The organism is Streptomyces bicolor (genome assembly GCF_000719285.1).
Taxonomy (GTDB): domain Bacteria; phylum Actinomycetota; class Actinomycetes; order Streptomycetales; family Streptomycetaceae; genus Streptomyces; species Streptomyces bicolor.
Map to the genome: position 1 here is coordinate 81,710 of NZ_JOFS01000019.1, position 25,994 is coordinate 107,703.

General features: G+C 68.0%; 22 protein-coding genes. 10 read left to right on the forward strand and 12 right to left on the reverse strand.

Annotated elements, in window-relative coordinates; genetic code table 11:
• Positions 1-104 precede the first annotated feature (104 nt).
• The 3 genes from gnd to dnaA form a co-directional block, all read right to left on the reverse strand.
• Positions 105-980: a phosphogluconate dehydrogenase (NAD(+)-dependent, decarboxylating) gene (gene gnd / locus IF78_RS0124600; protein ID WP_031484629.1), complete on the reverse strand. Its 876-nt coding sequence runs from the start codon at positions 978-980 to the stop codon at positions 105-107.
• A 175-nt stretch (positions 981-1,155) separates the two neighbouring features.
• Positions 1,156-2,286: a DNA polymerase III subunit beta gene (dnaN, locus tag IF78_RS0124605; protein ID WP_031484630.1), complete on the reverse strand. Its 1,131-nt coding sequence runs from the start codon at positions 2,284-2,286 to the stop codon at positions 1,156-1,158.
• A gap of 882 nt (positions 2,287-3,168) precedes the next feature.
• Positions 3,169-5,043, reverse strand: coding sequence for a chromosomal replication initiator protein DnaA (dnaA, locus tag IF78_RS0124610; RefSeq protein WP_078662569.1), 1,875 nt, complete (start codon positions 5,041-5,043; stop codon positions 3,169-3,171).
• 376 nt (positions 5,044-5,419) lie between these two features.
• On the opposite strand from dnaA, the gene rpmH reads away from it, so the two are divergent.
• From rpmH to IF78_RS0124655, 9 genes are all read left to right on the forward strand, one after another.
• Entirely contained in the window at positions 5,420-5,557 is a 138-nt protein-coding gene (rpmH, locus tag IF78_RS0124615) for a 50S ribosomal protein L34 (RefSeq protein WP_003956500.1), read from the forward strand.
• A gap of 21 nt (positions 5,558-5,578) precedes the next feature.
• Positions 5,579-5,950, forward strand: coding sequence for a ribonuclease P protein component (gene rnpA / locus IF78_RS46400; protein WP_078662570.1), 372 nt, complete (start codon positions 5,579-5,581; stop codon positions 5,948-5,950).
• Positions 5,947-6,300, forward strand: a complete 354-nt coding sequence (yidD, locus tag IF78_RS0124625; protein ID WP_031484638.1) for a membrane protein insertion efficiency factor YidD — start codon at positions 5,947-5,949, stop codon at positions 6,298-6,300. Before rnpA ends, yidD begins: the two co-directional genes overlap by 4 nt.
• Before the next feature lie 3 nt (positions 6,301-6,303).
• The gene (gene yidC / locus IF78_RS0124630; RefSeq protein WP_031484639.1) at positions 6,304-7,566 is read left to right on the forward strand and encodes a membrane protein insertase YidC; all 1,263 of its coding nucleotides are present in this window, start codon (positions 6,304-6,306) and stop codon (positions 7,564-7,566) included.
• Between the two features lie 15 nt (positions 7,567-7,581).
• Positions 7,582-8,094, forward strand: coding sequence for a Jag family protein (locus IF78_RS0124635; RefSeq protein ID WP_031484641.1), 513 nt, complete (start codon positions 7,582-7,584; stop codon positions 8,092-8,094).
• A 123-nt stretch (positions 8,095-8,217) separates the two neighbouring features.
• Positions 8,218-8,934 (forward strand): 16S rRNA (guanine(527)-N(7))-methyltransferase RsmG, encoded by a 717-nt coding sequence (gene rsmG, locus IF78_RS0124640; RefSeq protein ID WP_031484642.1) that lies wholly within the window; start codon positions 8,218-8,220, stop codon positions 8,932-8,934.
• Between the two features lie 298 nt (positions 8,935-9,232).
• Entirely contained in the window at positions 9,233-10,306 is a 1,074-nt protein-coding gene (locus tag IF78_RS0124645; RefSeq protein ID WP_078662577.1) for a ParA family protein, read from the forward strand.
• A complete protein-coding gene (locus IF78_RS0124650) occupies positions 10,303-11,400 on the forward strand; it encodes a ParB/RepB/Spo0J family partition protein (RefSeq protein ID WP_031484646.1) in 1,098 nt (365 codons plus the stop codon). Before IF78_RS0124645 ends, IF78_RS0124650 begins: the two co-directional genes overlap by 4 nt.
• A gap of 321 nt (positions 11,401-11,721) precedes the next feature.
• Positions 11,722-12,339 carry a GNAT family N-acetyltransferase gene (locus IF78_RS0124655; protein WP_031484649.1) on the forward strand — a complete coding sequence of 206 codons (618 nt, stop codon included), beginning with the start codon at positions 11,722-11,724 and terminating at the stop codon, positions 12,337-12,339.
• A gap of 71 nt (positions 12,340-12,410) precedes the next feature.
• Here IF78_RS0124655 and trxA read toward each other — a convergent pair whose 3' ends face one another.
• From trxA to IF78_RS0124690, 7 genes are all read right to left on the reverse strand, one after another.
• The gene (gene trxA, locus IF78_RS0124660) at positions 12,411-12,743 is read right to left on the reverse strand and encodes a thioredoxin (RefSeq protein WP_031484651.1); all 333 of its coding nucleotides are present in this window, start codon (positions 12,741-12,743) and stop codon (positions 12,411-12,413) included.
• 41 nt (positions 12,744-12,784) lie between these two features.
• Entirely contained in the window at positions 12,785-13,753 is a 969-nt protein-coding gene (trxB, locus tag IF78_RS0124665) for a thioredoxin-disulfide reductase (RefSeq protein WP_031484654.1), read from the reverse strand.
• Between the two features lie 170 nt (positions 13,754-13,923).
• Positions 13,924-14,847 (reverse strand): anti-sigma factor family protein, encoded by a 924-nt coding sequence (locus IF78_RS0124670; protein ID WP_031484655.1) that lies wholly within the window; start codon positions 14,845-14,847, stop codon positions 13,924-13,926.
• Positions 14,844-15,584, reverse strand: a complete 741-nt coding sequence (gene sigM / locus IF78_RS0124675) for an RNA polymerase sigma factor SigM (RefSeq protein WP_031484657.1) — start codon at positions 15,582-15,584, stop codon at positions 14,844-14,846. Before sigM ends, IF78_RS0124670 begins: the two co-directional genes overlap by 4 nt.
• A gap of 21 nt (positions 15,585-15,605) precedes the next feature.
• Positions 15,606-17,303, reverse strand: a complete 1,698-nt coding sequence (locus tag IF78_RS0124680) for a protein kinase family protein (RefSeq protein ID WP_031484659.1) — start codon at positions 17,301-17,303, stop codon at positions 15,606-15,608.
• A 137-nt stretch (positions 17,304-17,440) separates the two neighbouring features.
• Entirely contained in the window at positions 17,441-19,696 is a 2,256-nt protein-coding gene (murJ, locus tag IF78_RS0124685) for a murein biosynthesis integral membrane protein MurJ (RefSeq protein ID WP_031484661.1), read from the reverse strand.
• A gap of 45 nt (positions 19,697-19,741) precedes the next feature.
• Positions 19,742-22,150 carry a DUF6049 family protein gene (locus IF78_RS0124690; protein WP_031484664.1) on the reverse strand — a complete coding sequence of 803 codons (2,409 nt, stop codon included), beginning with the start codon at positions 22,148-22,150 and terminating at the stop codon, positions 19,742-19,744.
• Between the two features lie 270 nt (positions 22,151-22,420).
• On the opposite strand from IF78_RS0124690, the gene IF78_RS0124695 reads away from it, so the two are divergent.
• Positions 22,421-23,869 (forward strand): CCA tRNA nucleotidyltransferase, encoded by a 1,449-nt coding sequence (locus tag IF78_RS0124695; protein WP_031484666.1) that lies wholly within the window; start codon positions 22,421-22,423, stop codon positions 23,867-23,869.
• Between the two features lie 91 nt (positions 23,870-23,960).
• On the opposite strand, the gene IF78_RS0124700 is transcribed toward IF78_RS0124695, so the two are convergent.
• Both IF78_RS0124700 and IF78_RS0124705 read right to left on the reverse strand, forming a co-directional pair.
• Positions 23,961-24,503: an LppU/SCO3897 family protein gene (locus tag IF78_RS0124700; RefSeq protein ID WP_031484668.1), complete on the reverse strand. Its 543-nt coding sequence runs from the start codon at positions 24,501-24,503 to the stop codon at positions 23,961-23,963.
• A gap of 109 nt (positions 24,504-24,612) precedes the next feature.
• Positions 24,613-25,890 (reverse strand): MFS transporter, encoded by a 1,278-nt coding sequence (locus IF78_RS0124705; RefSeq protein ID WP_031484670.1) that lies wholly within the window; start codon positions 25,888-25,890, stop codon positions 24,613-24,615.
• Between the last annotated feature and the right edge of the window lie 104 nt (positions 25,891-25,994).

The following is a 25,994-nucleotide window of genomic DNA, read 5'->3' on the forward strand; positions in this document are numbered from 1 at the left end:
TCCCCAGTTGTGGACAACCGGGCCACTCCCGAGGTTGCCAGGGTGCCATCCCCAGGGTGTGGATTACTTCTGCTCGTTCCCGACCGCCGCGTCTTCCCCGACGGTCACTTTGTCTCGACCGCGTGGCCGCCGAACTGGTTCCGCAGCGCCGCGATCATCTTCATCTGCGGAGAGTCGTCCTGGCGGGACGCGAACCGCGCGAAGAGCGACGCGGTGATCGCCGGCAGCGGCACTGCGTTGTCTATGGCGGCTTCCACAGTCCAGCGTCCCTCGCCGGAGTCCTGTGCAAAACCCTTCAGCTTGTCCAGGTGCTCGTCCTCGTCGAGGGCGTTCACCGCCAGATCCAGCAGCCAGGAGCGGATGACCGTGCCCTCCTGCCAGGAGCGGAAGACCTCCCGGACATCGGTCACGGAGTCGACCTTCTCCAGCAGCTCCCAGCCCTCGGCGTAGGCCTGCATCATCGCGTACTCGATGCCGTTGTGGACCATCTTCGCGAAGTGCCCCGCGCCCACCTTGCCGGCGTGCACGGCACCGAAATCGCCCTTCGGCTTGAGGGCGTCGAAGATCGGCTGCACCTTGGCGACGTGCTCCGCGTCTCCGCCGTACATCAGCGCGTAGCCGTTCTCCAGGCCCCAGACGCCGCCCGAGACACCGCAGTCGACGAAGCCGATGCCCTTCGCCGCCAGCTCCTCGGCGTGCCTCTCGTCGTCCGTCCAGCGCGAGTTTCCGCCGTCCACGACGACGTCACCGGGCTCCAGCAGCTCGGCCAGCTCGTCGATGGTCGACTGGGTCGGCGCACCCGCCGGGACCATGACCCAGACGACGCGCGGGCCCGAAAGCCCGCCCACAAGCTCTTCCAGGCTGTGGACATCCGCGAGGTCAGGATTGCGGTCGTATCCGACGACGGTGTGGCCCGCGCGGCGGATCCGCTCGCGCATGTTGCCGCCCATCTTGCCGAGGCCGACGAGACCGAACTCCATCAGTTGTGTTCCTTAGGTTGCTGTGGCGTGTGGGGCACCTTCGTACCCGCGTACGAGCCTAAACCCGGACGCTCACGCACAGCTGTGGGCATACGCGCTCATTCGTACACCCTCACCTGCGGGTTTCCCACAGGCCGGGCCATCTTCTCCACGGCCTGTGGACAACTCCGGCTGCTCAGCCGCTCAAGCGCACCGGCATGATCAGGTACTTGTAGGCCTCGTCCGCCTCCGCGTCCACCGCCGGCTTGCCGCTGAGCAGCGCCGGCTTCGTGGACGTCGTGAACGACAGCTGGGCCGCCGGGGAGTCGATGGCGCTCAGGCCGTCCAGCAGGAACGTCGGGTTGAAGGCGATCGAGATGTCGTCGCCCTCGAGCTGCGCGTCGACCCTTTCCACAGCCTGTGCGTCGTCGCTGGAGCCGGCCTCCAGGATCAGCACGCCCTGCTCGAAGCTGAGGCGCACCGGGGTGTTGCGCTCGGCGACCAGGGCCACACGCTTGACGGCCTCCACGAAGGGGGCGGTCTCGATCACGGCGACGCTGTTGAACTCCGTCGGGAACAGCGTGCGGTACTTCGGGAGGTCGCCCTCCAGCAGACGGGTCGTCGTACGACGCCCGGCGCCCTCGAAACCGATCAGGCCCTCGCCCGCGCCCGAGCCGGACAGCGCCAGGGTGACGCTGTCACCGCTGGTCAGCGCCTTGGCGGTGTCCAGGAGCGTCTTGGCGGGGACCAGGGCGACCGCGGAGGCCTCCGGGTTCTCCGGCTTCCACAGGAACTCACGGACCGCGAAGCGGTAGCGGTCGGTGGAGGCGAGGGTGACCCGGTCGCCCTCGATCTCGATGCGCACACCGGTGAGCACCGGCAGCGTGTCGTCACGGCCCGCGGCGATGGCGACCTGGGCGGCGGCCGCGGCGAAGACCTCGCCGGGGACCGTGCCGGTCGCGTTCGGCATCTGCGGGAGCGCCGGGTACTCCTCCACAGGCAGGGTGTGGAGTGTGAACCGCGAGGAGCCGCAGACCACGGTCGCCCGTACACCGTCTGTGGAAATCTCAACCGGCCGGTTGGGGAGAGCACGCGAGATGTCCGCGAGAAGACGGCCGGAGACGAGGACCGTGCCCTCTTCCTCGACCTCCGCCTCGACGCTCACGCGCGCGGAGACCTCGTAGTCGAAGCTCGACAGGCTCAGCTGACCGTCATCCGCCTTGAGCAGGAGGCCGGCGAGGACAGGCGCCGGCGGACGGGCCGGGAGGCTGCGCGCCGCCCAGGCCACTGCCTCCGCGAGTACGTCGCGTTCCACCCGGATCTTCACTGTTGCCGCCTCCTGCTGTTGCCGGCGCTTCTCGGCCTGCCTGGCTTCGTCGTCTGTTCTCGGTGTCGTCGGCCCCTGGGAGGGGAAGGACGCCGGGGACCAGTCTGACGCACCCCACTGACAGTAGGTGCCTCTCGGGGTCAAGTCGTGACGAGGGGCAGCCGGGAGCCGGACAGCGAGTTGTGCACAGGGCCCTCTTCGAAACGGATTCCCAGCTCTCTCTAGTTGGGAGTAGTAGTAGGGCCTGTGGATACGGTGGATAACCCTGTTTTCGCAGGTCAGCGGGGAAATTTTGTCCACGGGCCCTGTGGGTGGCGGCGGTGGACAACTGGGCGTCTCTGTGGAGAACGGAAAGTTCTGCACACGCCGTGCACAGCCTCGGGCGACTTCTCCCCAGCACCGTCCCCAGCTTCACCCACCTTTCCCACAGCCCAACCCGGCATCTTTGTGTGACGGCTTTCACTCGACTCGGTGAGGAGGCGCGTCGCGTTGCCGAACAGTGGACGGCGGTGTGGAGAAGCTGGGGATCACTGGGGACAACCAGCCCCAGCCTGTGGGTTGCCCGTGGACAACTTGATGCACAGCCTGTGGATCTCCGCTCTGTCCACAGTCTGTGGAGATCGTTCGTCCACGAATCCACACCCCGGTGACCTGGTGTGATGGTCTTTCAACAGGGGCCCCTGTGGACACAATCTGGACAACTTCCCAGTCCCCAGGGTGTGGACGCGAAAAACTCACCGAATCTGTGGAGAGTGGCCGTAACGCGGCAGGTATTCGAACAGCCGACGGCCGTGACACGACGAAGGGCGCCCCCGGGATCTCCTCCGGGGGCGCCCTCGGCGTCGTACGGCGGGCTCTTCCGGCCGTCGTCGGCCGGCTCTGTCAGCCGTTCTTGATGCGGTTGGTCAGCTCGGTGACCTGGTTGTAGATGGAGCGTCGCTCGGCCATCAGATTGCGGATCTTGCGGTCGGCGTGCATCACCGTGGTGTGGTCGCGGCCGCCGAACAGCGCGCCGATCTTCGGCAGCGACAGGTCCGTCAGCTCGCGGCAGAGATACATGGCGATCTGGCGGGCGGTGACCAGCTGGCGGCCGCGGGAGCTGCCGCACAGGTCCTCGACGGTGAGGCCGAAGTAGTCGGCCGTGGCGCTCATGATGGCCGTCGAGGTGATCTCCGGCGTCGCGTCGTCGCCACCGGGGATCAGGTCCTTGAGGACGATCTCCGTCAGGCCCAGGTCCACCGGCTGCCGGTTGAGCGAGGCGAACGCCGTCACCCGGATCAGCGCGCCCTCCAGCTCACGGATGTTGCGGGAGATGCGGGAGGCAATGAACTCCAGCACCTCCGGCGGGGCGTTGAGCTGCTCCTGGACCGCCTTCTTGCGGAGGATCGCGATACGCGTCTCCAGCTCGGGCGGCTGGACGTCGGTGATCAGGCCCCACTCGAAACGGTTCCGCAGCCGGTCCTCCAGCGTGACCAGCTGCTTGGGCGGCCGGTCGCTGGACAGCACGATCTGCTTGTTGGCGTTGTGGAGCGTGTTGAAGGTGTGGAAGAACTCCTCCTGCGTCGACTCCTTGTCCGCCAGGAACTGGATGTCGTCGACGAGCAGGATGTCCATCTCGCGGTAGCGCTTGCGGAAGCTGTCGCCCTTGCCGTCGCGGATGGAGTTGATGAACTCGTTGGTGAACTCCTCCGAGCTCACATAGCGCACGCGCGTGCCCGGGTAGAGGCTGCGCGCATAGTGCCCGATCGCGTGCAGCAGGTGCGTCTTGCCGAGCCCTGACTCCCCGTAGATGAAGAGGGGGTTGTAGGCCTTCGCCGGTGCCTCGGCGACGGCGACCGCGGCTGCGTGCGCGAAGCGGTTGGAGGCGCCGATGACGAACGTGTCGAAGAGGTACTTCGGGTTCAGACGCGCGGTGGGCTCACCGGGTCCGGGCGCCGGCGCGGGCTGGGCGGCCAGCGGGCCGGGGGCGCCCGTGGTGGGCAGGTTGGCGCCGACGGGGCCGCCGCGGTGCACATGGCCGGAGCCGGGGGGCGGTTCGGGCAGGTCGCGGCGGGCGCCCTGGTCGTAGTCGGAGCGCGGCTGGTCGTAGTCGGGCCGCTGCGGCTCGTAGTCCGGGCGGTGTCCGTCGTAGGACGGCCGCTCCATCGGCTGTGGGCGGTAGTCCTGGGAGGGGCCGCCGTAGGAGTCCTGCTGGTAGGAGTCCTGCGACGGCGATGCGTACGGGTCCCGCTCCGGGAAGCCGAGCCGCGGCTGCTGCCAGCCGTACTCGTCCTGCGTCGGGCGCGGCCAGCTGCCGGGGGTGGGCTCCGGGCGCTGGTATTCGCTCGGGTAGGCAGGGCGTGCGGTGGGCAGCGGGTCGGCGGCGCCGGAGTGGCGGTCGTCGGCGCGATGGCGGCCGTAGCCGTCGTAGGAGGGGGGCTCGGGCTCCTCGTAGCGTGACTGGTGCTGGGCCGGTGGGACCGGCGGGGCAGGGGGTTCGCCGGCGGAGTCGTCGACGGTGATCGCGATACGGATCGGGCGGCCGCACTCGCGACTCAGGGTGTCGCTCACGATCGGGGCCAGACGGCCCTCCAGTACGCCCTTCGCGAACTCGTTCGGTACGGCGAGCAGGGCGGTGTCGGCCACCAGCGCGAGGGGCTGGCAGCGCCGGATCCAGTGCTCGTCCTTCGCCTCGACACCCTGCCCGCGGCCCTCACCGAGAAGTTGCTCGAGCACTCGTGGCCACACTGCGGCAAGATCGGCAGGTACGTCAGCCACAGGGCACGCTCTCTCACGGGTCCCACGAACGTGTGATTGTGGGACGGGTCGGGATTCAAAAGGGTGGAGCCAGAATCAAGGGAACGAATCGGAGTTCAGTCACGGTAGTCAGGGCGGCGGGTGCGGTTCAAGTTGTTGTCCCCAGCCTGTGGATAGTGTCTCCCCGTGGCCTCCGGTTTGACCGGATGGCGCAGCCGCGCGTACCGTAACCAGGTCGAGTTGTCGATGGCTGCTGCCGCCTGCCTCCGATGGGCACAGATCGCGTTTCGGTGATCGGGAAGCGGTGCACTCGGGCGTTACTGCGAGCTACTCGTGGGCGCACGGTGACAGCCAGGACGGCACCCCGCAACTACCGATTTATTTCTGGAGCCCCCGAGTGAGCAAGCGCACCTTCCAGCCGAACAACCGTCGTCGCGCGAAGACCCACGGCTTCCGGCTGCGTATGCGCACCCGTGCCGGCCGCGCGATCCTCGCGTCCCGCCGTAGCAAGGGTCGCGCCCGTCTGTCCGCCTGATCCCGGTCAGGTCATGACGTCGTGCTGCCCACCGAGAACCGGCTGAGGCGGCGCGAGGACTTCGCGACCGCGGTACGACGAGGACGCCGGGCAGGACGCCAGCATCTCGTCGTCCACCTTCGTAGCGGTGCCACGGACCCGCACGCGCCTGGGGAGAGCGCTCCCCCGACGCGTGCGGGTTTCGTCGTGAGCAAGGCAGTGGGTGGCGCGGTCGTGCGGAACAAGGTGAAGCGCAGGCTTCGCCATCTGATGCGCGACCGAGTCGACCGGCTGCCCCCCGGTAGCCTGGTAGTCGTACGAGCGCTGCCCGGTGCGGGTGACGCCGACCATGCACAGCTGGCCCAAGACCTGGATGCCGCTCTGCAGCGGCTGCTGGGAGGGGGCGCGCGATGAAGTACCCACTGCTGGCTCTGATCAAGCTGTACCAGTGGACGATCAGTCCGCTGCTCGGGCCGGTGTGCAAGTACTACCCGTCGTGTTCCCACTATGGGTATACGGCCATCGACCGGCACGGTGCGATCAAGGGCACGGCGCTCACCGCTTGGCGCATCCTGCGGTGCAACCCGTGGTCGCTGGGTGGTGTGGACCATGTCCCGCCGCGCAAGCGCCCGCGGTGGCACGAGATGCTGCGCAATGCGTGGCGTGCACGGAAGGGCGGGCCCTCCGCCGCCGAAACGGCCACCGAGGAGAATGTTCCTTCGAGCCCGGCCGCAGAGACCTCGCCCCATGCCCAAGGAGCATGATTAGTGGACACGATTGCCAGCCTCTTCAGCTTCATCACGACACCTGTTTCCTGGGTCATCGTCCAGTTCCACAAGGTGTACGGCGCCCTCTTCGGCGATAACACCGGGTGGGCCTGGGGCCTGTCCATCGTGTCCCTGGTGATTCTGATCCGTATCTGCCTGATCCCGCTCTTCGTGAAGCAGATCAAGGCGACCCGGGCCATGCAGACGCTCCAGCCCGAGATGAAGAAGATCCAGGAGCGCTACAAGAACGACAAGCAGCGTCAGTCCGAAGAGATGATGAAGCTGTACAAGGAGACGGGCACCAACCCGCTCTCCTCGTGCCTTCCCATCCTGGCGCAGTCGCCGTTCTTCTTCGCCCTGTACCACGTGCTCAACAGCATCGCGAACAACGACACCGTCGGTGTCATCAACGAGCGTCTGCTGGAGAGCGCGCAGCAGGCGCACATCTTTGGTGCTCCGCTGGCCGCGAAGTTCACCGACAGCTCCGCTGAGGTCGCCGCGCTCGACGCGTCGCTGACCACTGTCCGCATCGTCACCGCGGTCATGATCGTCCTGATGTCGGCGTCGCAGTTCTACACGCAGCGCCAGCTGATGACGAAGAACGTCGACACCACGGTGAAGACGCCGTTCATGCAGCAGCAGAAGATGCTGATGTACATCTTCCCGGTCATGTTCGCCGTCTTCGGTATCAACTTCCCGGTCGGTGTCCTCGTCTACTGGCTGACCACCAACGTGTGGACCATGGGCCAGCAGATGTACGTCATCCACAACAACCCGACCCCGGGTTCCAAGGCCCAGGCCGCGTATCTGGAGCGGCTGACCAAGCACGTCACGCACCACGGCAAGACCCGCGGCCGTGGCGAGCGCGCCATCGTCAAGGCCATCGTCGCCAAGGGCCGTGACCGCAATGAGTACGAGCGCAAGTTCATCAACGGCCTGAGCAAGGCCGGTCTCGCGGCGCAGGCGGACGGCACCGTGGTGAAGAGCGAGACCGCTGTCGCCACGGTGGCCGAGGACGGTACGCCGACGACCGGCGCCGCCAAGCGTCAGCAGCCGAAGCGGCAGACCAAGGCCCAGCGTCAGTCCGGCGGTCCGAAGGCGGTCGGCGAAGCGACGTCGCTGCAGAAGTCCGACGAGCCCGAGGACGCCAAGCCCGACGCTGCCAAGAAGGCCGCGCCGAAGTCCGGCAGCGGCCGCAGCAAGGCCCAGTCCGGGCAGCGCAAGGGCGGTCCGCAGCGCCCCAAGTCCCCGTCCAAGAAGTAAGAAGGAGCCCATCCCGTGACGGAAGGCACCACCTCCGCCGCTGCCGAGGGTGCAGACACCCTGACCCGCCTGGAGCAGGAGGGCGAGATCGCGGCGGACTACCTCGAGGGTCTGCTCGACATCGCCGATCTCGACGGCGACATCGACATGGACGTCGAGGCCGACCGCGCCGCTGTCTCGATCATCAGCGACGCGGGCAGCCGAGACCTGCAGAAGCTGGTCGGGCGTGACGGCGAGGTGCTGGAGGCGCTTCAGGAGCTCACGCGCCTGGCCGTCCACCGGGAGACCGGGGACCGCAGCCGGCTGATGCTCGACATCGGGGGTTACCGGGCCAAGAAGCGCGCCGAGCTCTCCGAGCTGGGTGCCAAGGCCGCCGCCGATGTGAAGAACACCGGCGAACCCGTGAAGCTGAAGCCGATGACGCCGTTCGAGCGCAAGGTCGTGCACGATGCGGTCAAGGCGGCGGGCCTGCGCAGCGAATCCGAGGGTGAGGAACCGCAGCGGTTCGTCGTTGTGCTTCCCGCCTGATCGGCCCATACGTTTGCACCGGCCCCGTCTGTCCGCAGGCGGGGCCGAACCTTGTCAGCCTGATAGTTCTGGTTCTGGTGTCGGCGCTCGGTGCGTCGGCGCGGTACGGAAGGACGGTCCCCCGTGACGGAGGCAGCGGAGCTTCCCCCTGCGCCCGAGCAGGCACGTGAGGTGTTCGGCGATCGCTACGCTGATGCGGTCCGCTACGCCGAACTGCTCGCCGAGGCGGGTGTGCAGCGTGGCCTGATCGGCCCGCGTGAGGTGCCCCGGCTGTGGGAGCGGCATCTTCTGAACTGTGCGGTGCTTTCCGAGGTGGTTCCCGAGGGCGTGACGGTGTGCGACGTCGGCTCGGGTGCCGGCCTGCCCGGCATTCCCCTGGCGCTTGTCCGGGAAGACCTGAAGATCACGCTGCTGGAGCCTCTGCTGCGGCGTACGAACTTCCTGACGGAGGTCGTGGAGCTGCTTGGCCTCGACCACGTGACGGTCGTCCGGGGCCGCGCCGAGGAGGTCATGGGGAAGCTGCAGCCGGTGCATGTCGTGACCGCGCGTGCGGTGGCTCCGCTGGATCGGCTGGCCACGTGGGGGATCCCGCTGCTGCGCCCGTACGGCGAGATGCTGGCGCTCAAGGGCGACACCGCGGAGGAGGAGCTGAAGAGCGCGTCGACGGCTCTGAGCAAGCTCGGTGCGGTCGAGACGTCGATCCTTCATGTCGGGGAGGGCGTCGTGGATCCGATGTCCACGGTCGTGCGTGTCGAGGTCGGGGAGAGCCCTGGCGGGGTGCGGTTCGCAGCGAAGCGGGCGAAGGCGGCCAGGACGGGACGTGCCCGTCGGCGCCGCTGATCCGTCCTGACGACGAGACGTACTCCACACAAGCTGGCAAACCTATGCATGCCGGAGTGTCGCGACAGTTCGGCCACGTCCGCTGTGCATCGTGTTTCACGTGAAACGTCGCTCACTGCTGCACGGCATCATCAGTCGGGGCCGCGCTGCGGCCGAACCGCGCGACCGAAAGCCTCTCGGTTCTCTCGGAGACGGCCCTTCTGATGACGCTCCGTCCCTCTTGAGGGGCACGAAGTTTTCCACAGAGGTGGATTTCTCCACAGAACACCAGGCCTCACTGGTTCACGACCCCGAAGACATGGGAGGCTCTGTTCATTGCGAGCCTGAAGTCGAGGAGAGTGAATCCTTGCGGTCCGACGCCAACATCGCGGGACCGATGACCGATCCGGTCCCCGGTCCCCGTACCGAGTCGATGGGGGAGGATGTTTCACGTGAAACACCGCCCCCGATGGACGACACTCCCATCGGTCGTGCTGCCCAACTGGCGGTGGAGGCTCTAGGCCGCGCCGGCGAGGGCCTGCCACGGCCCGAGCAGACCCGCGTCATGGTGGTCGCCAACCAGAAGGGGGGCGTGGGCAAGACGACGACGACCGTCAACCTTGCCGCGTCGCTTGCTCTGCATGGCGGCCGTGTGCTGGTCATCGATCTCGACCCGCAGGGCAACGCGTCCACTGCCCTGGGGATCGATCATCACGCGGAAGTCCCTTCCATCTACGACGTGTTGGTCGAGAGTAAGCCGCTCGCAGAAGTTGTCCAGCCGGTCCCCGATGTCGAGGGTCTTTTCTGTGCCCCTGCCACGATCGATCTCGCCGGTGCGGAGATCGAGCTGGTGTCCTTGGTGGCACGTGAGAGCCGACTGCAGAGGGCGATCCAGGCCTACGAGCAGCCGCTGGACTACATCCTGATCGACTGCCCGCCCTCGCTCGGCCTTCTGACGGTCAACGCGCTCGTGGCTGGGCAGGAGGTCCTGATCCCCATCCAGTGCGAGTATTACGCGCTGGAGGGACTGGGCCAGCTGCTGCGCAACGTCGACCTCGTGCGGGGGCACTTGAACCCTGCCCTGCATGTATCGACGATTCTGCTCACCATGTACGACGGCCGGACGCGGCTCGCGTCACAGGTCGCGGACGAGGTGCGCAACCACTTCGGCGACGAGGTGCTGCGGACGAGCATTCCGCGCTCGGTTCGTATCTCCGAGGCGCCGAGTTACGGACAGACGGTGCTGACCTACGATCCAGGATCGAGCGGTGCCCTGTCCTATCTTGAGGCGGCACGAGAAATCGCGCTGAAGGGTGTCGGGGTCAGTTACGACCCGACGCACGCCCATATCGGCGCTCAGAGCAACCCGAGCATGGTGGAGGGGATCCAGTGAGCGAGCGACGGAGGGGGTTGGGCCGTGGTCTCGGCGCACTGATCCCTGCAGCACCGACGGAGAAGACGGTGGCCCCGGCCCCGGTGGTGGGCGGTGCTCCCACGTCCCCGGCCGCTGTCCCGGTGCTGTCCGAGCGCGGAGTGGCCGCGGCCAAGGTGGCCACGCTGCCGCATGTTTCACATGAAACCGAGGAGCCGTCGCTGAGCGGCGCCGTGGAGACGCCCACAGCTCCCATGGGCGCGCACTTCGCGGAGATCCCCCTCGATGCGATCACGCCGAACCCGCGACAGCCCCGTGAGGTCTTCGACGAGGACGCTCTGCAGGAGCTCGTCACCTCCATCCAGGAGGTCGGTCTCCTCCAGCCGATCGTCGTACGGCAGATCGGCCCCGCACGCTACGAGCTCATCATGGGCGAGCGGCGCTGGCGGGCCTGTCGTGAGGCTGGTCTCGAGGCGATCCCGGCGATCGTGCGGGCCACGGACGACGAGAAGCTCCTCCTGGACGCGCTTCTGGAGAACCTGCACCGCGCTCAGCTGAACCCGATCGAAGAGGCAGCTGCCTACGATCAGCTGCTGAAGGACTTCAACTGCACGCACGACCAGTTGGCGGACCGCATCGGCCGTTCCCGGCCGCAGGTCTCCAACACCCTGCGTCTGCTGAAGCTCTCGCCCAAGGTCCAGAACCGGGTGGCCGCCGGAGTTCTCTCCGCCGGGCATGCGCGGGCGCTCCTCTCCGTCGAGGATCCGGAGGAGCAGGAGCGGCTGGCCTACCGAGTCGTGGCCGAAGGGCTGTCGGTTCGGTCCGTCGAGGAGATCGTGACGCTGATGGGCTCGCGCCCCCAGAAGACTCAGCGTTCCAGGGGGCCGCGGGCCGGCTCTGTGCCCTCGCCAGCGCTGTCCGATCTCGCGACCCGGCTCTCGGATCGCTTCGAGACGCGCGTGAAGGTCGAGCTGGGTCAGAAGAAGGGCAAGATCACCGTCGAGTTCGCCTCCCCGGACGACCTCGAGCGGATCCTCAGCACGCTCGCTCCGGGCGAGAAGCTGGCTCTCCAGAGAAGCCTTCTGGACGATGACGCGGAGGACTCCGAGGGCTGACGCCCAGTTGGCCGGCTGTTGCCTTCCGGCCTATCCGAGCGGGCCGTGTCCGGTGTGTACCGGAACACGGCCCGCTCTTTGCTTTCTGGCTGGTATCGATGGAATCGCTTCATGGATACGATGCGTTCGGGTATGGCGCAACCACCTGGCAGACCTCTTAGGGGAGGCGGGGTCCATGCGAACGGTGAGCCGCACCGGACTGGTGGGCGTGGGTCTTGGGCTGGGCGCGGTCGGCGGGTTCGTCGGCAGCCTGCTCAGGGAACGTAACGCCCTGACAGCCGCTCGCGACGCTGCGGGCGAAGGAAGCGAGGAACAGCCTTCATGGGGCGTCGGCTCGTACCGCTCACGCTGGACAACCTTCAGGACCTTCCCAAACGTTGCCGGGCGTGTGTCTTCTGGGAGTTGGACCCGGTCAGCGGTGAAGCCTCGGTAAAGGCGGGTACGCCCGCCCTTGAGAAGGAAGCCTGGATCTCCGCCGTCCTGTTGGACTGGGGCTCCTGCGGACGGGTCGTCTATGTCGACGACGTACCTGTCGGCTTCGTGCTGTACGCGCCCCCGGCTTATGTCCCTCGCTCGACGGCATTCCCCACGAGCCCTGTCTCACAGGACGCGGTGCAGCTGATGACCGCGTTCATCATGCCGGGCTACCAGGGCCAGGGGCTGGGCCGGGTGATGGTCCAGACGGTCGCCAAGGATCTGCTGCGGCGAGGCTTCAAGGCGATCGAGGCCTTTGGCGACGCGCGCTGGAAAGAGCCGGCATGTGTTCTGCCCGCAGACCATCTCCTGGCCGTGGGCTTCAAGACGGTCCGCCCGCACCCCACCTTCCCGCGTATGCGGCTGGAGCTGCGGACGACGCTGTCCTGGAAGGAAGACGTGGAGCTGGCGATCGACCGGCTGCTGGGTGCCGTGCAGAAGGAACCAGCCCTGCGGCCTCTCTAGAGCGACCGGCCTCCTGTAAAGCGAATGGGCCAACCTGGTCGGGTTGGCCCATTCGTGTTTCACGTGAAACGTCACTCGGCGATGAAGTCCTCGAGGTCGCGGAGGATCGCGGCCTTCGGCTTGGCGCCGACGATGGTCTTGGCGACCTCACCGTTGTGGTACACGTTCAGCGTCGGGATGGACATGACGCCGTACTTGGCGGCCGTACCCGGGTTCTCGTCGATGTTGAGCTTGACGATCTCGATCTTGTCGCCGTGCTCGGCGGCAATCGCTTCGAGGGACGGAGCGATCTGGCGGCAGGGTCCGCACCAGGCGGCCCAGAAGTCCACCAGGACGGGCTTGTCGCTCTTGAGGACGTCCTGCTCGAAGGAGTCGTCGGTCACATTCTTCAGGGTGCCGGCCACGGCGGGCTCCTTAACTGTTTGGTGCGTGGGGCGGGTGGGGGTCAGACAGCGGTCTTCTCGGGCTCGGCGTTCTCCTCGTCCGCGAGGGCGGCGAGGAAGCGCTCAGCGTCGAGGGCGGCGGAGCAGCCGGTGCCGGCTGCGGTGATCGCCTGGCGGTAGGTGTGGTCCACGACGTCGCCGGCGCCGAAGACACCGGTCAGGTTGGTGCGCGTGGAGGGGGCGTCGACCTTGAGGTAGCCCTCCTCGTCCAGCTCCAGCTGGCCCTTGAACAGCTCGGTGCGCGGGTCGTGGCCGATCGCGATGAACAGGCCGGTGACCGCCAAGTCCGACAGCTCGCCGGTCTTGACGTTGCGCAGCTTCAGGCCGGAGAGCTTCTGGTCGCCCTGGACTTCGGCGACCTCGCTGTCCCAGACGAACTTGATCTTCGGGTCGGCGAAGGCGCGGTCCTGCATCGCCTTGGAAGCGCGGAGAGTGTCCCGGCGGTGGACGATCGTCACGGACTTGGCGAAGCGGGAGAGGAAGGTGGCCTCTTCCATTGCGGTGTCGCCGCCACCGATCACGGCGATGTCCTGGTCCTTGAAGAAGAAGCCGTCGCAGGTGGCGCACCAGGAGACACCGCGGCCGGAGAGGGCGTCCTCGTTCGGCAGGCCGAGCTTGCGGTGCTGCGAGCCGGTGGCGACGATGACGGCCTTGGCACGGTGGACCGTGCCCGCGGTGTCGGTGACGGTCTTGATTTCACCGGTGAGGTCGACGTTGACGATGTCGTCCGGGACGAGCTCGGCTCCGAAGCGCTCGGCCTGGCCGCGCATGTTGTCCATGAGCTCGGGGCCCATGATGCCGTCCTGGAAGCCCGGGAAGTTCTCCACCTCGGTGGTGTTCATGAGCGCACCACCGGCGGTGACGGCGCCCTCGAAGACCAGCGGCTTCAGCGACGCGCGCGCGGTGTAGAGCGCCGCCGTGTAGCCGGCGGGCCCGGAGCCGATGATGATCACGTTACGGACGTCGCTCACGGCTTGATTCCTCGTCTCTGGAATACGTCGTCGGACCGGTGGGAGCCTCTTTCGGAACTCTCACCCCACCCAACGGATCCTAAGGGGCGCGCATTCCCACTGTGTCCGGGCACACGGTGATGCGTTACCGCGCGGGTTGCCGCCTCGAACGGAGACGAACCTTCGTAGCCTCAGCGGCGAGCGTAAGAGTCCTTCAGGAGGACCTCAGCCGTCATCGACGAAGGATGCTTCACACAGGTCGCGTCCATGACGTAGACGGTGACCCGGCTGACATCAGAGGCGTCGGGCAGCACGACGAGCAGAGCATCCTTGCCCTTGTAGACGCCTTCCTCGGTGGCGAGGGCCGCGTCGTTGCGTCCGATGCCCTTGCGGATGCACTGGGGCACCGTGTTCTCGCGGAAGACTCGAGGGCTCTCGGTTTCGGGCCCGCCCTCAATCCCCAAGCTGTGTTCCGGCTTGCGGGAGCTACCCACGGAGCTCTCGTTCTTGGCGAGAAGACTGGAGACCTGCTTCTCCAGCTTCGCCGCGGAGAATGTGTCGCCGGTGGTCTGGCCGCCGTCGGCCGACGGACCGGAACCTGATCCGCCCATCAGCGAGGTCAGCAGTACGGAACCAAGCCCCAGAGCGGCGGCGGTGAATGCGGCGCTCAGTACGGCTACCTTCCGCCGCCCGGTCTTCTTGTGGTTCTTGCGGCCGGGACCGGTGGTCGAGGAGCGGGCGTACCCCGCCGGACGGCCTGCTGCCGACGTTTCACGTGAAACATGGGTGCCGTCGTCCGCATCGGAGACCGAGGGGACAGGGGCGGCAAGCTTCGGCTGGTCGATGTCATCGGGCGCCGTGGCGCTCAGCAGAGCCTCTGCCGCGAGGGCGGCGTCGATGCGTTCGGCGACGTCGTTGGGCATGCGTGCCGGGCCGGGCAGCGTGCCAAGCAGCCCCCGGATCTCCTTCAGTGATGCGTGAACGTCTGCGCATAGTTCGCACTCGTCCAGATGCCGTCGTAGGTCGGCGGTCCTGGACGGGGGTAGAAGGCCCTCGGTGAGGTCGGAGATCTCGGCGACGTCCGGGTGCCCGGCCGTGTCAGTCGTGGATGTCACGCTCGCCCACCTCCGCCCTTCACTGCAGCTGAATCACTCGGCCCGGTATCTCGCGGATCCGTGGCGTGTGGCGCCGTGGCCTCTTGACCCGCTGCCGGTGGGACGGATGCCCCCTGGGTCTGGTTCCGCCTCACCCCGGGGTCTTTGCCGTCACCGGAACTTTCCGGCCGGAGATGGGCGAGGAGAGGCAGGAGTCTGGCTCTGCCACGCGCGCACCGGCTCTTGACGGTGCCCGTGGGCACGTCGAGGATGCGGGCCGCTTCGGCGACGGGGTATCCCTGCATGTCCACCAGGACGAGCGCCGCCTTCTGATCGGGCGGCAGGGTGCCGAGCGCTTCCAGGAGCTGGCGATGCAGATCGTTGCGCTCAGCGGGCGCCGAGGCGGACTCGTGCGGCTCCAGCAGCTGCTCGAGGCGCTCCGTGTCGTCGACCGGTGAGGTCTTCCGGGAAGCCGCCTTGCGGGCGCGGTCCAGACAGGCGTTCACCGTGATCCGGTGCAGCCACGTCGTGACGGCCGACTGGCCCCGGAAGGTGTGGGCGGCCCGGTAGGCGGAGACGAGGGCGTCCTGAACGGCGTCAGCGGCTTCCTCACGGTCGCCCAGGGTGCGCAGCGCCACCGCCCAGAGGCGATCGCGGTGACGCCGCACGATTTCCCCGAAGGCGTCGGGGTCCCCGTCGACATGGCGGGCGAGAAGGTCCTGATCGCTTGTGTCACGGAACGCGGTGCCATCCGCCATCGGACCCCCTCCCCTTCGGTCTCAGCTGCTCACCTTGACGTCCGCAATCCTGCCGCGGAACTGCCCGTCGTCCACCTGCTTCGGCAGGTTGGTCAGCCACACCAGAAGATAGCGGGCCTTGAGGGACTCGCCGGGCTTGAGCGTGACACTCGTGCCGGCACCTTCTGCCACCTGGGCGTAGCTCTCGAGGTTCGTGGGTGCGGAACCCGTGTCACCGGAAGCGGCGCGCAGTTCGACGGAGGTGTCGCCTACGAAGGTGACGGTCACCTTTCCGACGTCCTGGACCTTGCCGAGATCAAGGATGACTCCTACGCCGGACTTCAACCGTCCGAAGTCGGAGCTCGAGTACCAACTCGTCTGCCAGTACGAGCTCGGATCGTTGTCGTAGATGTTGTCTATGTCGCGCGGATTCTCGCCGTCCGAGCCAAGCGGGTCGAAGTCACGGACACCGTCGATGGCGATCGGCCGGCTGGCCGGCTGCGTCGGGCTCTTGTCGTCGCCGCCGTCCGTCGTCTGGGTCTGGTTGGAGTCCTCTGACTTGTTGCCCTGGTCCATCAGGGCATCCGCCAGCTGCCAGCTGCCAAGGCCCAGCGCGGCGATCAGGAGGGCCGACACGGCCCACTTCAGGGCCTTGCCGGTACGGCTCTGCAGCGGGGGCGGCGGGGTCGGCACCGGCTGGGTGGCGCCAGGATGCTGCGCCTGGCGGCCGTATGTGCCCTGCTGGTAGGTCGTGCGCTGATAGTCAGGCGGAGCCGTGAACGAAGGCTCCGGCGGGCGGATGCGGGGCATCTCGCCGATCGCCTTCACCAGCTCCTCCGGCGTGGTGCACGCGGACTCGTGCCGGGAGGCCGTGGCGCCGTTGTTGGCCAGTGCGCGCATGGTGAGTTCGGACAGACCGCGGTGAACGCCGGCGCGCACCTGGTCCGGGGCGATCAGACCGACGTCCTTGGGCAGCCCGGACAGGCCGTAGGCGTCGCTCTCGTAGGGCCAGCGCTGGGTGAGCGCGGCGTACAGCAGCGCGCCGATGGCCTCCGTGTCAGTGCGCTGCGGGGTGTCGGAGCTGATGCCGCGCAGCGCGGCGTTCACCGCGAGGCCGCGGATGCGCCACTGGCCGGAGGAAGTGCGCAGCACGGCGTTCGGGTTGAGGCGGAGATGTGCCAGGCCCTCGCGGTGCGCGGCGGCCATGGCCGCGGACACCTGGGTGACCATCTGGTAGGCCTCGTACACCTCCAGCGGGCCGGAGGCGAGGAGGGTGCTCAGCTCCGTGGCGTCGGGGAGCCACTCATGGACGACGTAGACCAGGTCGTTCTCCTCGACGGCGTCGAGGACCTGGACGAAGCGGGGGTCGCCGAGCAGTGCCGACGAGCGGGCCGCGGCCAGTACGGAACGGGCTCGCGCATGGTCCGCCGGCAGGACGTGGACGCCGACGGCGCGACGGAGCTTCTCGTCGACCGCACGCCAGCTGCTGAAACCGTCCAGACGGGTGACGCACTCCTCGAGGCGGTAGCGTCTGGCGAGTTTGTGACCGCTGTGCAGTTCGGGTGGTGAGGCCTTTCCGGGACCATCGGTCCCGCCACTCCCCTGTGCCTCGTCGGTGTCCGTGTCCCGCTCCCGATTCTTGGCCACCCCGTCGGCCGTGGACTGGTCCGCCTGTGCGGTCAGCGGCTCATCGCCGCTGTTGTCTGCCACGTCGACGGCAGCCGTGCTCCGTTCCGCCACCGTCGTTCCTGCCTCCCCATCCGTTGCGCGCCGTCCGACTCCGTGCGCGCCGTCCGACGCCGAAACCAATTGTGCCCACAGTCCGCCGCTATGCACGACACACGGTGGCGGACGATGGTTGTGCGCATACCCCCGCTTCAGCGACCCAGGCGCCCGCGGACCATGCCGACCAGTGAGTTCAGCTCCTCGATGCGCATCTTGCGGGCGGCGACGAAGAAGACCGCGAACAGCACGGCTCCGCCGGCCAGCAGAGCGGCGAAGGAGCCGAGGACGCCCTGACCGAGGGTCCGGCCGATGGCGTAGCAGGCCGCACCGCTGAGCAGCGCCGCCGGCACCGACGCGATGCAGAGTCTGGCGTAGGTCCGCATCACCCGGGCGCCGTCCAGGTCGCCGCCGAGCTTCTTGCGCAGCCGGTTCCAGGCGACGCCCACGCCGATCATGTAGGCCAGGCCGTACGCGGCGGCCATGCCGACCACGGCCCAGCGGGCCGGGAGCAGCAGGTAGCAGAGCACCGACGCCCCTGCGTTGCCCGCGGCCACGATGACCGTGTTGTAGAAGGGTGTGCGGGTGTCTTCGTACGCGTAGAAGGCGCGCAGCACGACGTACTGCACCGAGTAGGGGATCAGGCCGAGGCCGAAGGCCATCAGCATGAAGCCCATGTTCGTGGCCTCACTCGTGCCCGAGGTGCCGAACATGAGCGTGCACATCGGGATACCCAGCGACACGAAGCCGAAGGCGAGCGGCACGATCGCCACCGCTGTCGTGCGCAGGCCCTGGGAGATGTCGTCGCGTACGGCGCCCGAGTCGTCCTCGGCGGCCGAACGCGAGATACGGGGCAGCAGGGCGGCCATCAGAGAGACGGTGATGATGGCCTGCGGGAGGCCCCAGATGAGCTGCGCGTTGGCATAGGCGGCGTAGCCGGTGCCGTCCACGCCGGAGGCGATGCCGGCGGAGGTGGACAGCTGGGTGACCACGAGCGCACCCGCCTGGTTGGCCAGGACGAACAGGATCGTCCACTTGGCCAGCATGGCGGCCTTGCCAAGGCCATGACCCTTCCAGTCGAAGCGCAACCGCAGCCGGAAGCCGGTTTCACGCAGGTAGGGGATCATCGCCAGGGCCTGGACGACCAGACCGAGGAGTACGCCGACGCCGAGGAGCCGCTGGCCCTCCGGCGGGATGTTCGTGACCTGCATGCCGGAGTGCTCGGCGGTGCCGTACACCCACAGGAACGCGCCGAGGGTCACGATGATGACGATGTTGTTCAGGACCGGTGTCCACATCATCGCGCCGAAGCGGCCGCGGGCGTTCAGGATCTGCCCCATCACCACGTGGACGCCCATGAAGAAGATCGAGGGCAGGAAGTAGCGGGTGAAGGTGACCGCGACGTCGTTGGCCGCGGGGTTGCCGGCCACAGGGTTGGACAGTGCGCGGACCAGGTACGGCGCGCCGACCATCGCGAGGGCGGTGAGTGCGGCGAGCGCCACCATCACGAGGGTCAGCAGACGGTTCGCGTAGGCCTCGCCGCCGTCCTCGTCGTCCTTCATGGCGCGCACGAGCTGGGGCACGAAGACGGAGTTGAGGCCGCCGCCGACGGTCAGGATGTAGATCATCGTCGGCAGCGTGTAGGCGACCTGGAAGGAGTCGCCGAGCAGGCCGAGGCCCAGGGCCGAGACGATCATCATGGAGCGGACGAATCCAGTGAGCCGCGAGACCAGCGTGCCCGCCGCCATCACCGCGCTCGACTTCAGCAGACCGCCGACCCGCCCGCCCTTCTTGGCGACAGGCGCCGGCGCGGGCGGCGCCGCGGGTGCCGGAGCCGACGCGGGGGACTCGGCTGCGGCAGGCGGCGTGGCAGAGCCTTGGTACGAGCCCTCGGCGGGCGCCGGTGAAGGTCCCGGAACCCCCGGTGGCTGGTAGTGCGGATGTCCGCCCTGCTGCTGGTCCCGGAAGAGATGAGCGAAGGCGTCGTGTTCCTGGCTCGCCTGGGTGGAGTGCGTGACGAGGTCGTCGACGCCGACGTACTGGGTCGTGCGGTGGTCGTCGCCGTACGGCAGGTACTGGCTCGGACCCTCCGGCTCGGGAGCCGGGGTCTGGGCCCACACGTGCGGGTCGGGGGCGTACGGCGACTGGGGCGGCTGGGCGTACAGCTGCTCCGGCGGCGGGTAGGTGCCCGGCGGGGGCGGCGGGTGGGCGGCACGGTCGTAGAGCGCCTCGGCGACGGGGTCCTGGGCTGAGAGGTCCTGGGCCCGGTAGGGGTCCTGGTCGTAGGCGTCCTGGAGGTACATGTCCGCGGGGTGCTGCGGCGGTACCTGGCCCGGCTCGGGCGGCGGGCCCTCGGGGTGGCCCGAGCCGCCCGCGGCCTGGCCGCGGTCACCGTCGTACGGCGCGTTCATGGTTACCCCACCTCATCGTCCCGGGCCGACCGGCCACGACATCGCTCAACGGTCCACTCTCTCACCCGTGCCGGACGGGTCTGCGTTTTCCGCTGGGGTGTCCGGTGTCGGGTCACTCGGCTGCCCCGGGGCGTCTGCCCGGGTTCCGGTGACGGATTCCTCCTTGAGGAGGTCCTCGGGCGTGAGACGGTCTTCGGCGCCTTCCGGATTCTCCGGGTCGCCGTCGGTCTCGCTCGCCTCCTGGGCGGAGTCCTGCTCGGCCTCTCGGGCAGCGGCGCGCTTGCGCTGCGTGTACATACGGAAGCCGGCGAGGACGAGGAGGAGGAAGCCGCCGCCGATGACCAGCATCACGGTGGCCGTGAACTCGGTGACCTTGACTTCGAAGGTGACGGGTGAGCCGTACGGCTGACCGTCCTCCGTGAACAGCTGGGCGACCACTGTGGCCTGGCCGTTGGCCTGAGCCGACGTGGGGAACTTCACCGTCTGGCTGTGCCCGCCGGAGACCGTGACGCGCTGTTCGTAGAAGGTATCGCCGCCGATCTCGAGGCGCCTGGGGCTCTTGGAGGTGAGCCGCAGCACCAGGTGCTCGACGCCCTGCACCAGGTTGTTCTGCACGGTCACGGGGATCGTGGCGCTGCGCCCGGAGAGCTTTGTCTCGGACTTCTCGATCAGCGTGACCTGGCCGGCCAGTGAGTCGATGTAGGCCTCGATGCCGTTGCGGTAGTCGGCTGCCTCGCCGGAGCGGCCGCGCCACGACGTGGACATCTCGCGGTTCATGGCCCGGCCGAAGGGGGTCACCACGCGGGACTCCCTGCTGAGGATCACCTTGAAGTTGTCGAGCTTGTCCTTCGTGGTCGCGATCTGCTCGAAGGCCGCGCGCGGTAGCTCCTGCTTACGCAGGGAGGAGGAGTACTGGGATGCCGCCGGCACCTTCGTGGTGGCACCGGAGTCGGGCTTTGCCGTGGCCGCGGCCGTGAGTTCCTGGGACTCGGACCATGTGCTGCCCTGGAGCGCCGTCACCGCCTCGGCCATAGCCCGGGCCTGGCTCGCCGTCGGCATCCGCTGCGGGGTGACGACGATGCTGCGCTGCTTGTCCGTCTGGAGGTTGAGGGCCAGGCTCTGGGCGAGGAACCGCTGCACCGCGAGTGTCGAGCTCGACGCCCTTGTCAGGTTCCCCTGGAAGGCCGTCGACATCCGTGCGTCCGCGACGACCGCTGTCGTGCCGCCGCCGATGGGGCGGGCGGCGGAGGGCGTGTAGGGCAGGCCGCCGGTCTCCACCAGGCTGTCGCTGCGGGCGATCACCTTGTCCGCGCCGGCGGATGTGGCGACCTTGACGATGGACGGGTCGACAGCGCCGTTCACGGGCCAGGCGAAGTCTGTGGTCGGTTCCACATGGAGGATCGACTCGACGGTGTCGGCGGCGACGTCGGTGGCCTCCTTGAGGTGGCTCAGCGAGCCGGTGACGTTCGTGCCGTTGTGTGCCAGGGACGCCACATCCGGGTCGGCGAAGGGCAGGGCGACGACCTCCTTGCCCTGCACCGCCTTCTGCATCTCGGCGAGCCACTGCCGGGCGACCTCGCGATGGGCGCCCGCCGTGGTCGTGTCGCCCTCGCCCTCGACGCGATAGCTCTCCGTCATCGCATCCACGGAGGCCAGCAGGTCGGGGTCGATCACCCACGTGACATCGAGCTGCTTGCCCAGCGACACGAGCTGCTGCAGACGGCCGCCCGCGGAGAGCTCCTCGGCGAGCTCGTCGTCGCTGAAGACCGGCGTCTGCGACTCGTTCGACCCCGTCTGCGCCGTCATGTGCGCGGTGGAGACGAGCGGCCACAGAACCGTCGTCCGGGTCTTCGTGTCGGCCCCGTCGGGCTGCCACGGCAGGAACGTCCGCTCGATGCCGAGCACGTGGTCCCAGGGCTGCGCGGACGTCTCGCCGGACAGGGAGACGGAGAACTGGTAGACCCCGTCCCCGCCGAGGTCCAGCTTGTCGACCGGCACGGAGATGCTGAAGCGCTGGGCGACGCCCGGGGTGAGCTTGGAGAACTCCTTGACGTACTTCCCGCCCACCGGGGCGCCGTCGAGGCCCGCCTGGTAGCCGGCGCGCTCGGCGACCGTGTCGATCTCGGAGCGCGTGTTCAGGGCGGGTCCCAGGAGCAGGTCCACTTGCGCGTCGGTGACCGCCTGCTTGCCCTGGTTGGTCACCGTGCCGGACACGGTCAGTGTGTCGCCCTCACCGGGAACAGTCGGAGTGAGCGAATCCACGGCGACGGACACCGTGCCCGAGCCGGAGGCCGCTTTCAGGGAGTCCTGCTCGGCGGCGTGCGTCGGCGCGGCAGCGGGCAGCTGGAGCAGGCCGGCCAGCAGAGGTGCTCCGGCGAACAGTGCTCCTGTCCGCCGCAGCCACCGGCGGGCAGGTGAGGGACTCGTCCCCTGGAAGTCTGCCGCCTCGGCCACGCGCTCGCCCGTCCCTCGTCGTCGTCAGTGGTCGTCGGAATGCTCGTCCACGCATGGTAACGATGCGCGCTGAGGGGAAGTGCCGCGGAGTGCTCCGCAAGATCGGTCCGGGCCGTCGTCCTGTCCCTCTATGTACAGGTATAAAGAGGAGCGTTTCTCTGCGCCTCAAGAGCAGTCCTTGCGCCCGTATGGACAGAGGTGTCCGTGCACGCAGTGTGCACGTTTAATGGAGGAGCTCGCGGCCGCCAGGGCCACGTACCCTCTTCTGTTGTGCCGAACGCCAACGAAGACAAGCCCAGTGTCCTGAGCCAGGTGCAGCACCGCGCGGTGAGCGAGCTGCTGCGGGTCGCCCCTGTCGCCGACGACCTCGCCCGCCGATTCCAGGATGCCGGGTTCTCACTCGCCCTGGTCGGTGGATCGGTCCGGGATGCGCTGCTCGGCCGGCTCGGCAACGACCTGGACTTCACGACCGACGCCCGCCCCGAGGACGTGCTGAAGATCGTGCGCCCATGGGCCGACGCCGTATGGGATGTCGGGATCTCCTTCGGAACGGTCGGGGCACAGAAGGACGGCTTCCAGGTCGAGGTGACGACCTACCGGTCGGAGGCCTACGACCGGACCTCCCGCAAGCCCGATGTGTCATACGGCGACTCCATCGAGCAGGACCTCGTCCGGCGCGATTTCACCGTGAACGCGATGGCCGTCGCGCTGCCGGAGAAGGAGTTCATCGATCCGCACGGTGGGCTGGAGGATCTCGCGGAGCATGTGCTGCGCACTCCGGGCACGCCCGAGGAGTCATTCTCGGACGACCCGCTGCGCATGATGCGGGCGGCGCGCTTCGCGGCGCAGCTCGATTTCGAGGTGGCTCCTGAGGTCGTGACGGCCATGAAGGAGATGGCCGGGCGCATCGAGATCGTCTCGGCGGAGCGAGTGCGGGACGAGCTGAACAAGCTGATCCTCTCTGCTCACCCGCGCAAGGGCCTGGCGCTGCTGGTCGACACCGGGCTCGCCGGGCATGTGCTGCCGGAGCTGCCGGCCCTGCGGCTGGAGAGCGACGAGCACCACCGGCACAAGGACGTCTACGAGCACACGCTGATCGTCCTGGAGCAGGCGATGGCGCTGGAGGAGAACGGGCCCGACCTGACCCTCCGGCTGGCCGCGCTGCTGCACGACATCGGCAAGCCGCGCACGCGCCGCTTCGAAAAGGATGGCAGGGTCTCCTTCCACCACCACGAGGTGGTCGGCGCGAAGATGACCAAGAAGCGCATGACCGCGCTCAAGTACTCCAACGAGCTGGTGAAGGATGTCTCACGTCTGGTCGAGCTCCACCTGCGCTTCCATGGCTACGGCACCGGAGAGTGGACGGACTCCGCCGTCCGCCGCTACGTCCGTGACGCGGGCCCGCTCCTGGACCGCCTCCACAAGCTGACCCGCTCGGACTGCACCACGCGGAACAGGCGCAAGGCGGCCGCACTGTCCCGCGCCTACGACGGTCTGGAGGATCGGATCGCCCAGCTCCAGGAGCAGGAGGAACTGGACGCGATCCGCCCCGACCTCGACGGCAACCAGATCATGGAGATCCTCGGCGTCGGTCCGGGGCCGGTCATCGGCCGCGCGTACAAGCACATGCTGGAGCTGCGGCTGGAGAACGGGCCGATGGGGTACGACGAGGCGGTGGGTGCGCTCAAGGAGTGGTGGGCCCAGGAGTCAGAGGCCTGAGTGGACCCGGGCAGACGAAGAGGCGGGGCCATGTTTCACGTGAAACATGGCCCCGCCTCTTCGATGTTTCACGTGAAACAACAGGGTCAGATCAGAGGGTCTTGAGGCACAGCAGGAACTCCTCGTCGCTGGTGCCCGTCTTCATCGTCTCGGTGTAGACGCTGGTGGCCCCCTCGACCTTGCTGCACTCGGTCTGGGCGGTAAGAGACGTGTAGTGCCCCTTGATCTTCTTGAGTATCTTCACCTCGGCCTCGGAGGAGGAGCAGTCCACAATCTCGAGGGTGTCATCCGAGACCGACGAAGACGGGGCCTTCAGGCAGTCGCCCTCCGCGGCGTTCTTGGGATCGTCCTGGCTGAGTACGTAGGCGACAATGAGCATGATGCCGAAGGCCGTGACGGCAAGAACGTTCTTGATCGTCTTGAAGCTGAACCTGCGGCCCGGCTGCTGCGGCGGAACCGGCGCATACGGCGCCGCCCCCTGCGGGGGGAATCCCGGCTGGCCCGGCTGCTGCGGGTAGCCGCCCTGGGGCGGGTACGGGGCCTGACCCTGAGGCTGACCGTAGGGCTGCTGAGCCTGGGCGTACGGGTTCTGGCCCTGGGCGTACGGGTTGCCCTGGGGCGGCGGAGTTGTCACTTGAGGTTCCCCCTGGAACATGGGTGTGTGACGCGAGCAATGCGCGTTATAAGACGGACGTAAGTTACCGGCCACCACTGACAGCCCCTCAATCGAGGGGGACTCCGTGTCATTGATGTGACACGGAGCGGTGTTCAAAGCGGGCCATAGCCGCAGCAACTGCCGCGTAGACAACGGCGACTGTGACCAGGAGAGGTGTCGAGCGGCCGTCGGGCGGCAGGATCAGGGCGGCCACGCCGGCGGCTCCGACGAATGCGACGTTGAACAGCACGTCGTAGACGGAGAAGATCCGGCCCCGGAAGCCGTCCTCGACCGAGGTCTGCACGATCGTGTCCGTAGCGATCTTCGCACCCTGTGTCGTCAGACCCAGGACGAATGCCGCCGCCAGCATGGGAGTTGTGGCGAGTGGTAGGCCGAGCGCGGGGACCAGGATCGCCGCTGTCGCCCCACACACCACGATCCAGCGGCCCGGGCCAAGTCGCCCCGCAGCCCAGGGGGTTGCCACGGCGGCGGCGAAGAATCCCGCGCCGGAGATGGCCAAGGCCAGCCCCAGCAGGGCGAGTCCGTCATCGGTGTTCGAGGAGAAGGCGTACCGGCAGAGCATCAGCAGCATGACCAGCAGGGCGCCGTAGCAGAAGCGCATCAGGGTCATCGTGAACAGCGCCCAGGCGGCCTCCCGGCGTGGCGGAGTGGCGAGATGGCGTACGCCTGCCGCCAGGTCGCGTGCGGTTCCGGAGAGGGCGGCTGCGAGACCTGGCTGCACCAACTCGAGGTCAGGTCCCAGCAGTTCTCGTGACATGCGCAGCGACGCCAGCCCCGCGCACAGGTACAGCACGGCTGCCAGGAGCACCACGGCGGCGTCGGAGTCCGAGATCACCAGCCGTACTACGAAGGCCAGACCGCCACCTGCGAACGCGGCGAGCGTTCCGGCAGTCGGGGAAACGGAGTTGGCGATCACGAGGCGCTCTTCGTCGACCACGCGTGGCAGCGCGGCGGACAGGCCGGACAGAACGAAGCGGTTGACGGCGGTGACGCACAGGGCGGAGACGTAGAAGAGCCAGTCCGGGACCTGGGTGAGGATCAGGACAGCCGTCGCCGAGGCCAGCACGGTGCGCAGCAGGCCGCCGTACAGGAGAACCTGGCGGCGGCGCCAGCGGTCCAGCAGGACACCGGAGAACGGCCCCACCAGGGAGTACGGCAGGAGCAGCACCGCCATCGCGGAGGCGATCGCGGCGGCGGAGGTCTGTTTCTCCGGCGAGAAGACGACGTACGTGGCGAGCGCGGTCTGGTAGACGCCGTCGGCGCCCTGCGAGAGCAGGCGTACGGTGAGCAGGCGCCGGAAGTTCCGGAAGCGCAGCAGGACCCGCAGGTCGCGTACGACGGACATGGGGCCCAGCCTCACATACGGGAAGGGTCCCCGGGCGGTACAACCCGGGGACCCTCGGCAGCTCTGGCAGGAGCGTTCTGGTGCGGCGCTGCGGTGCTTTGGCG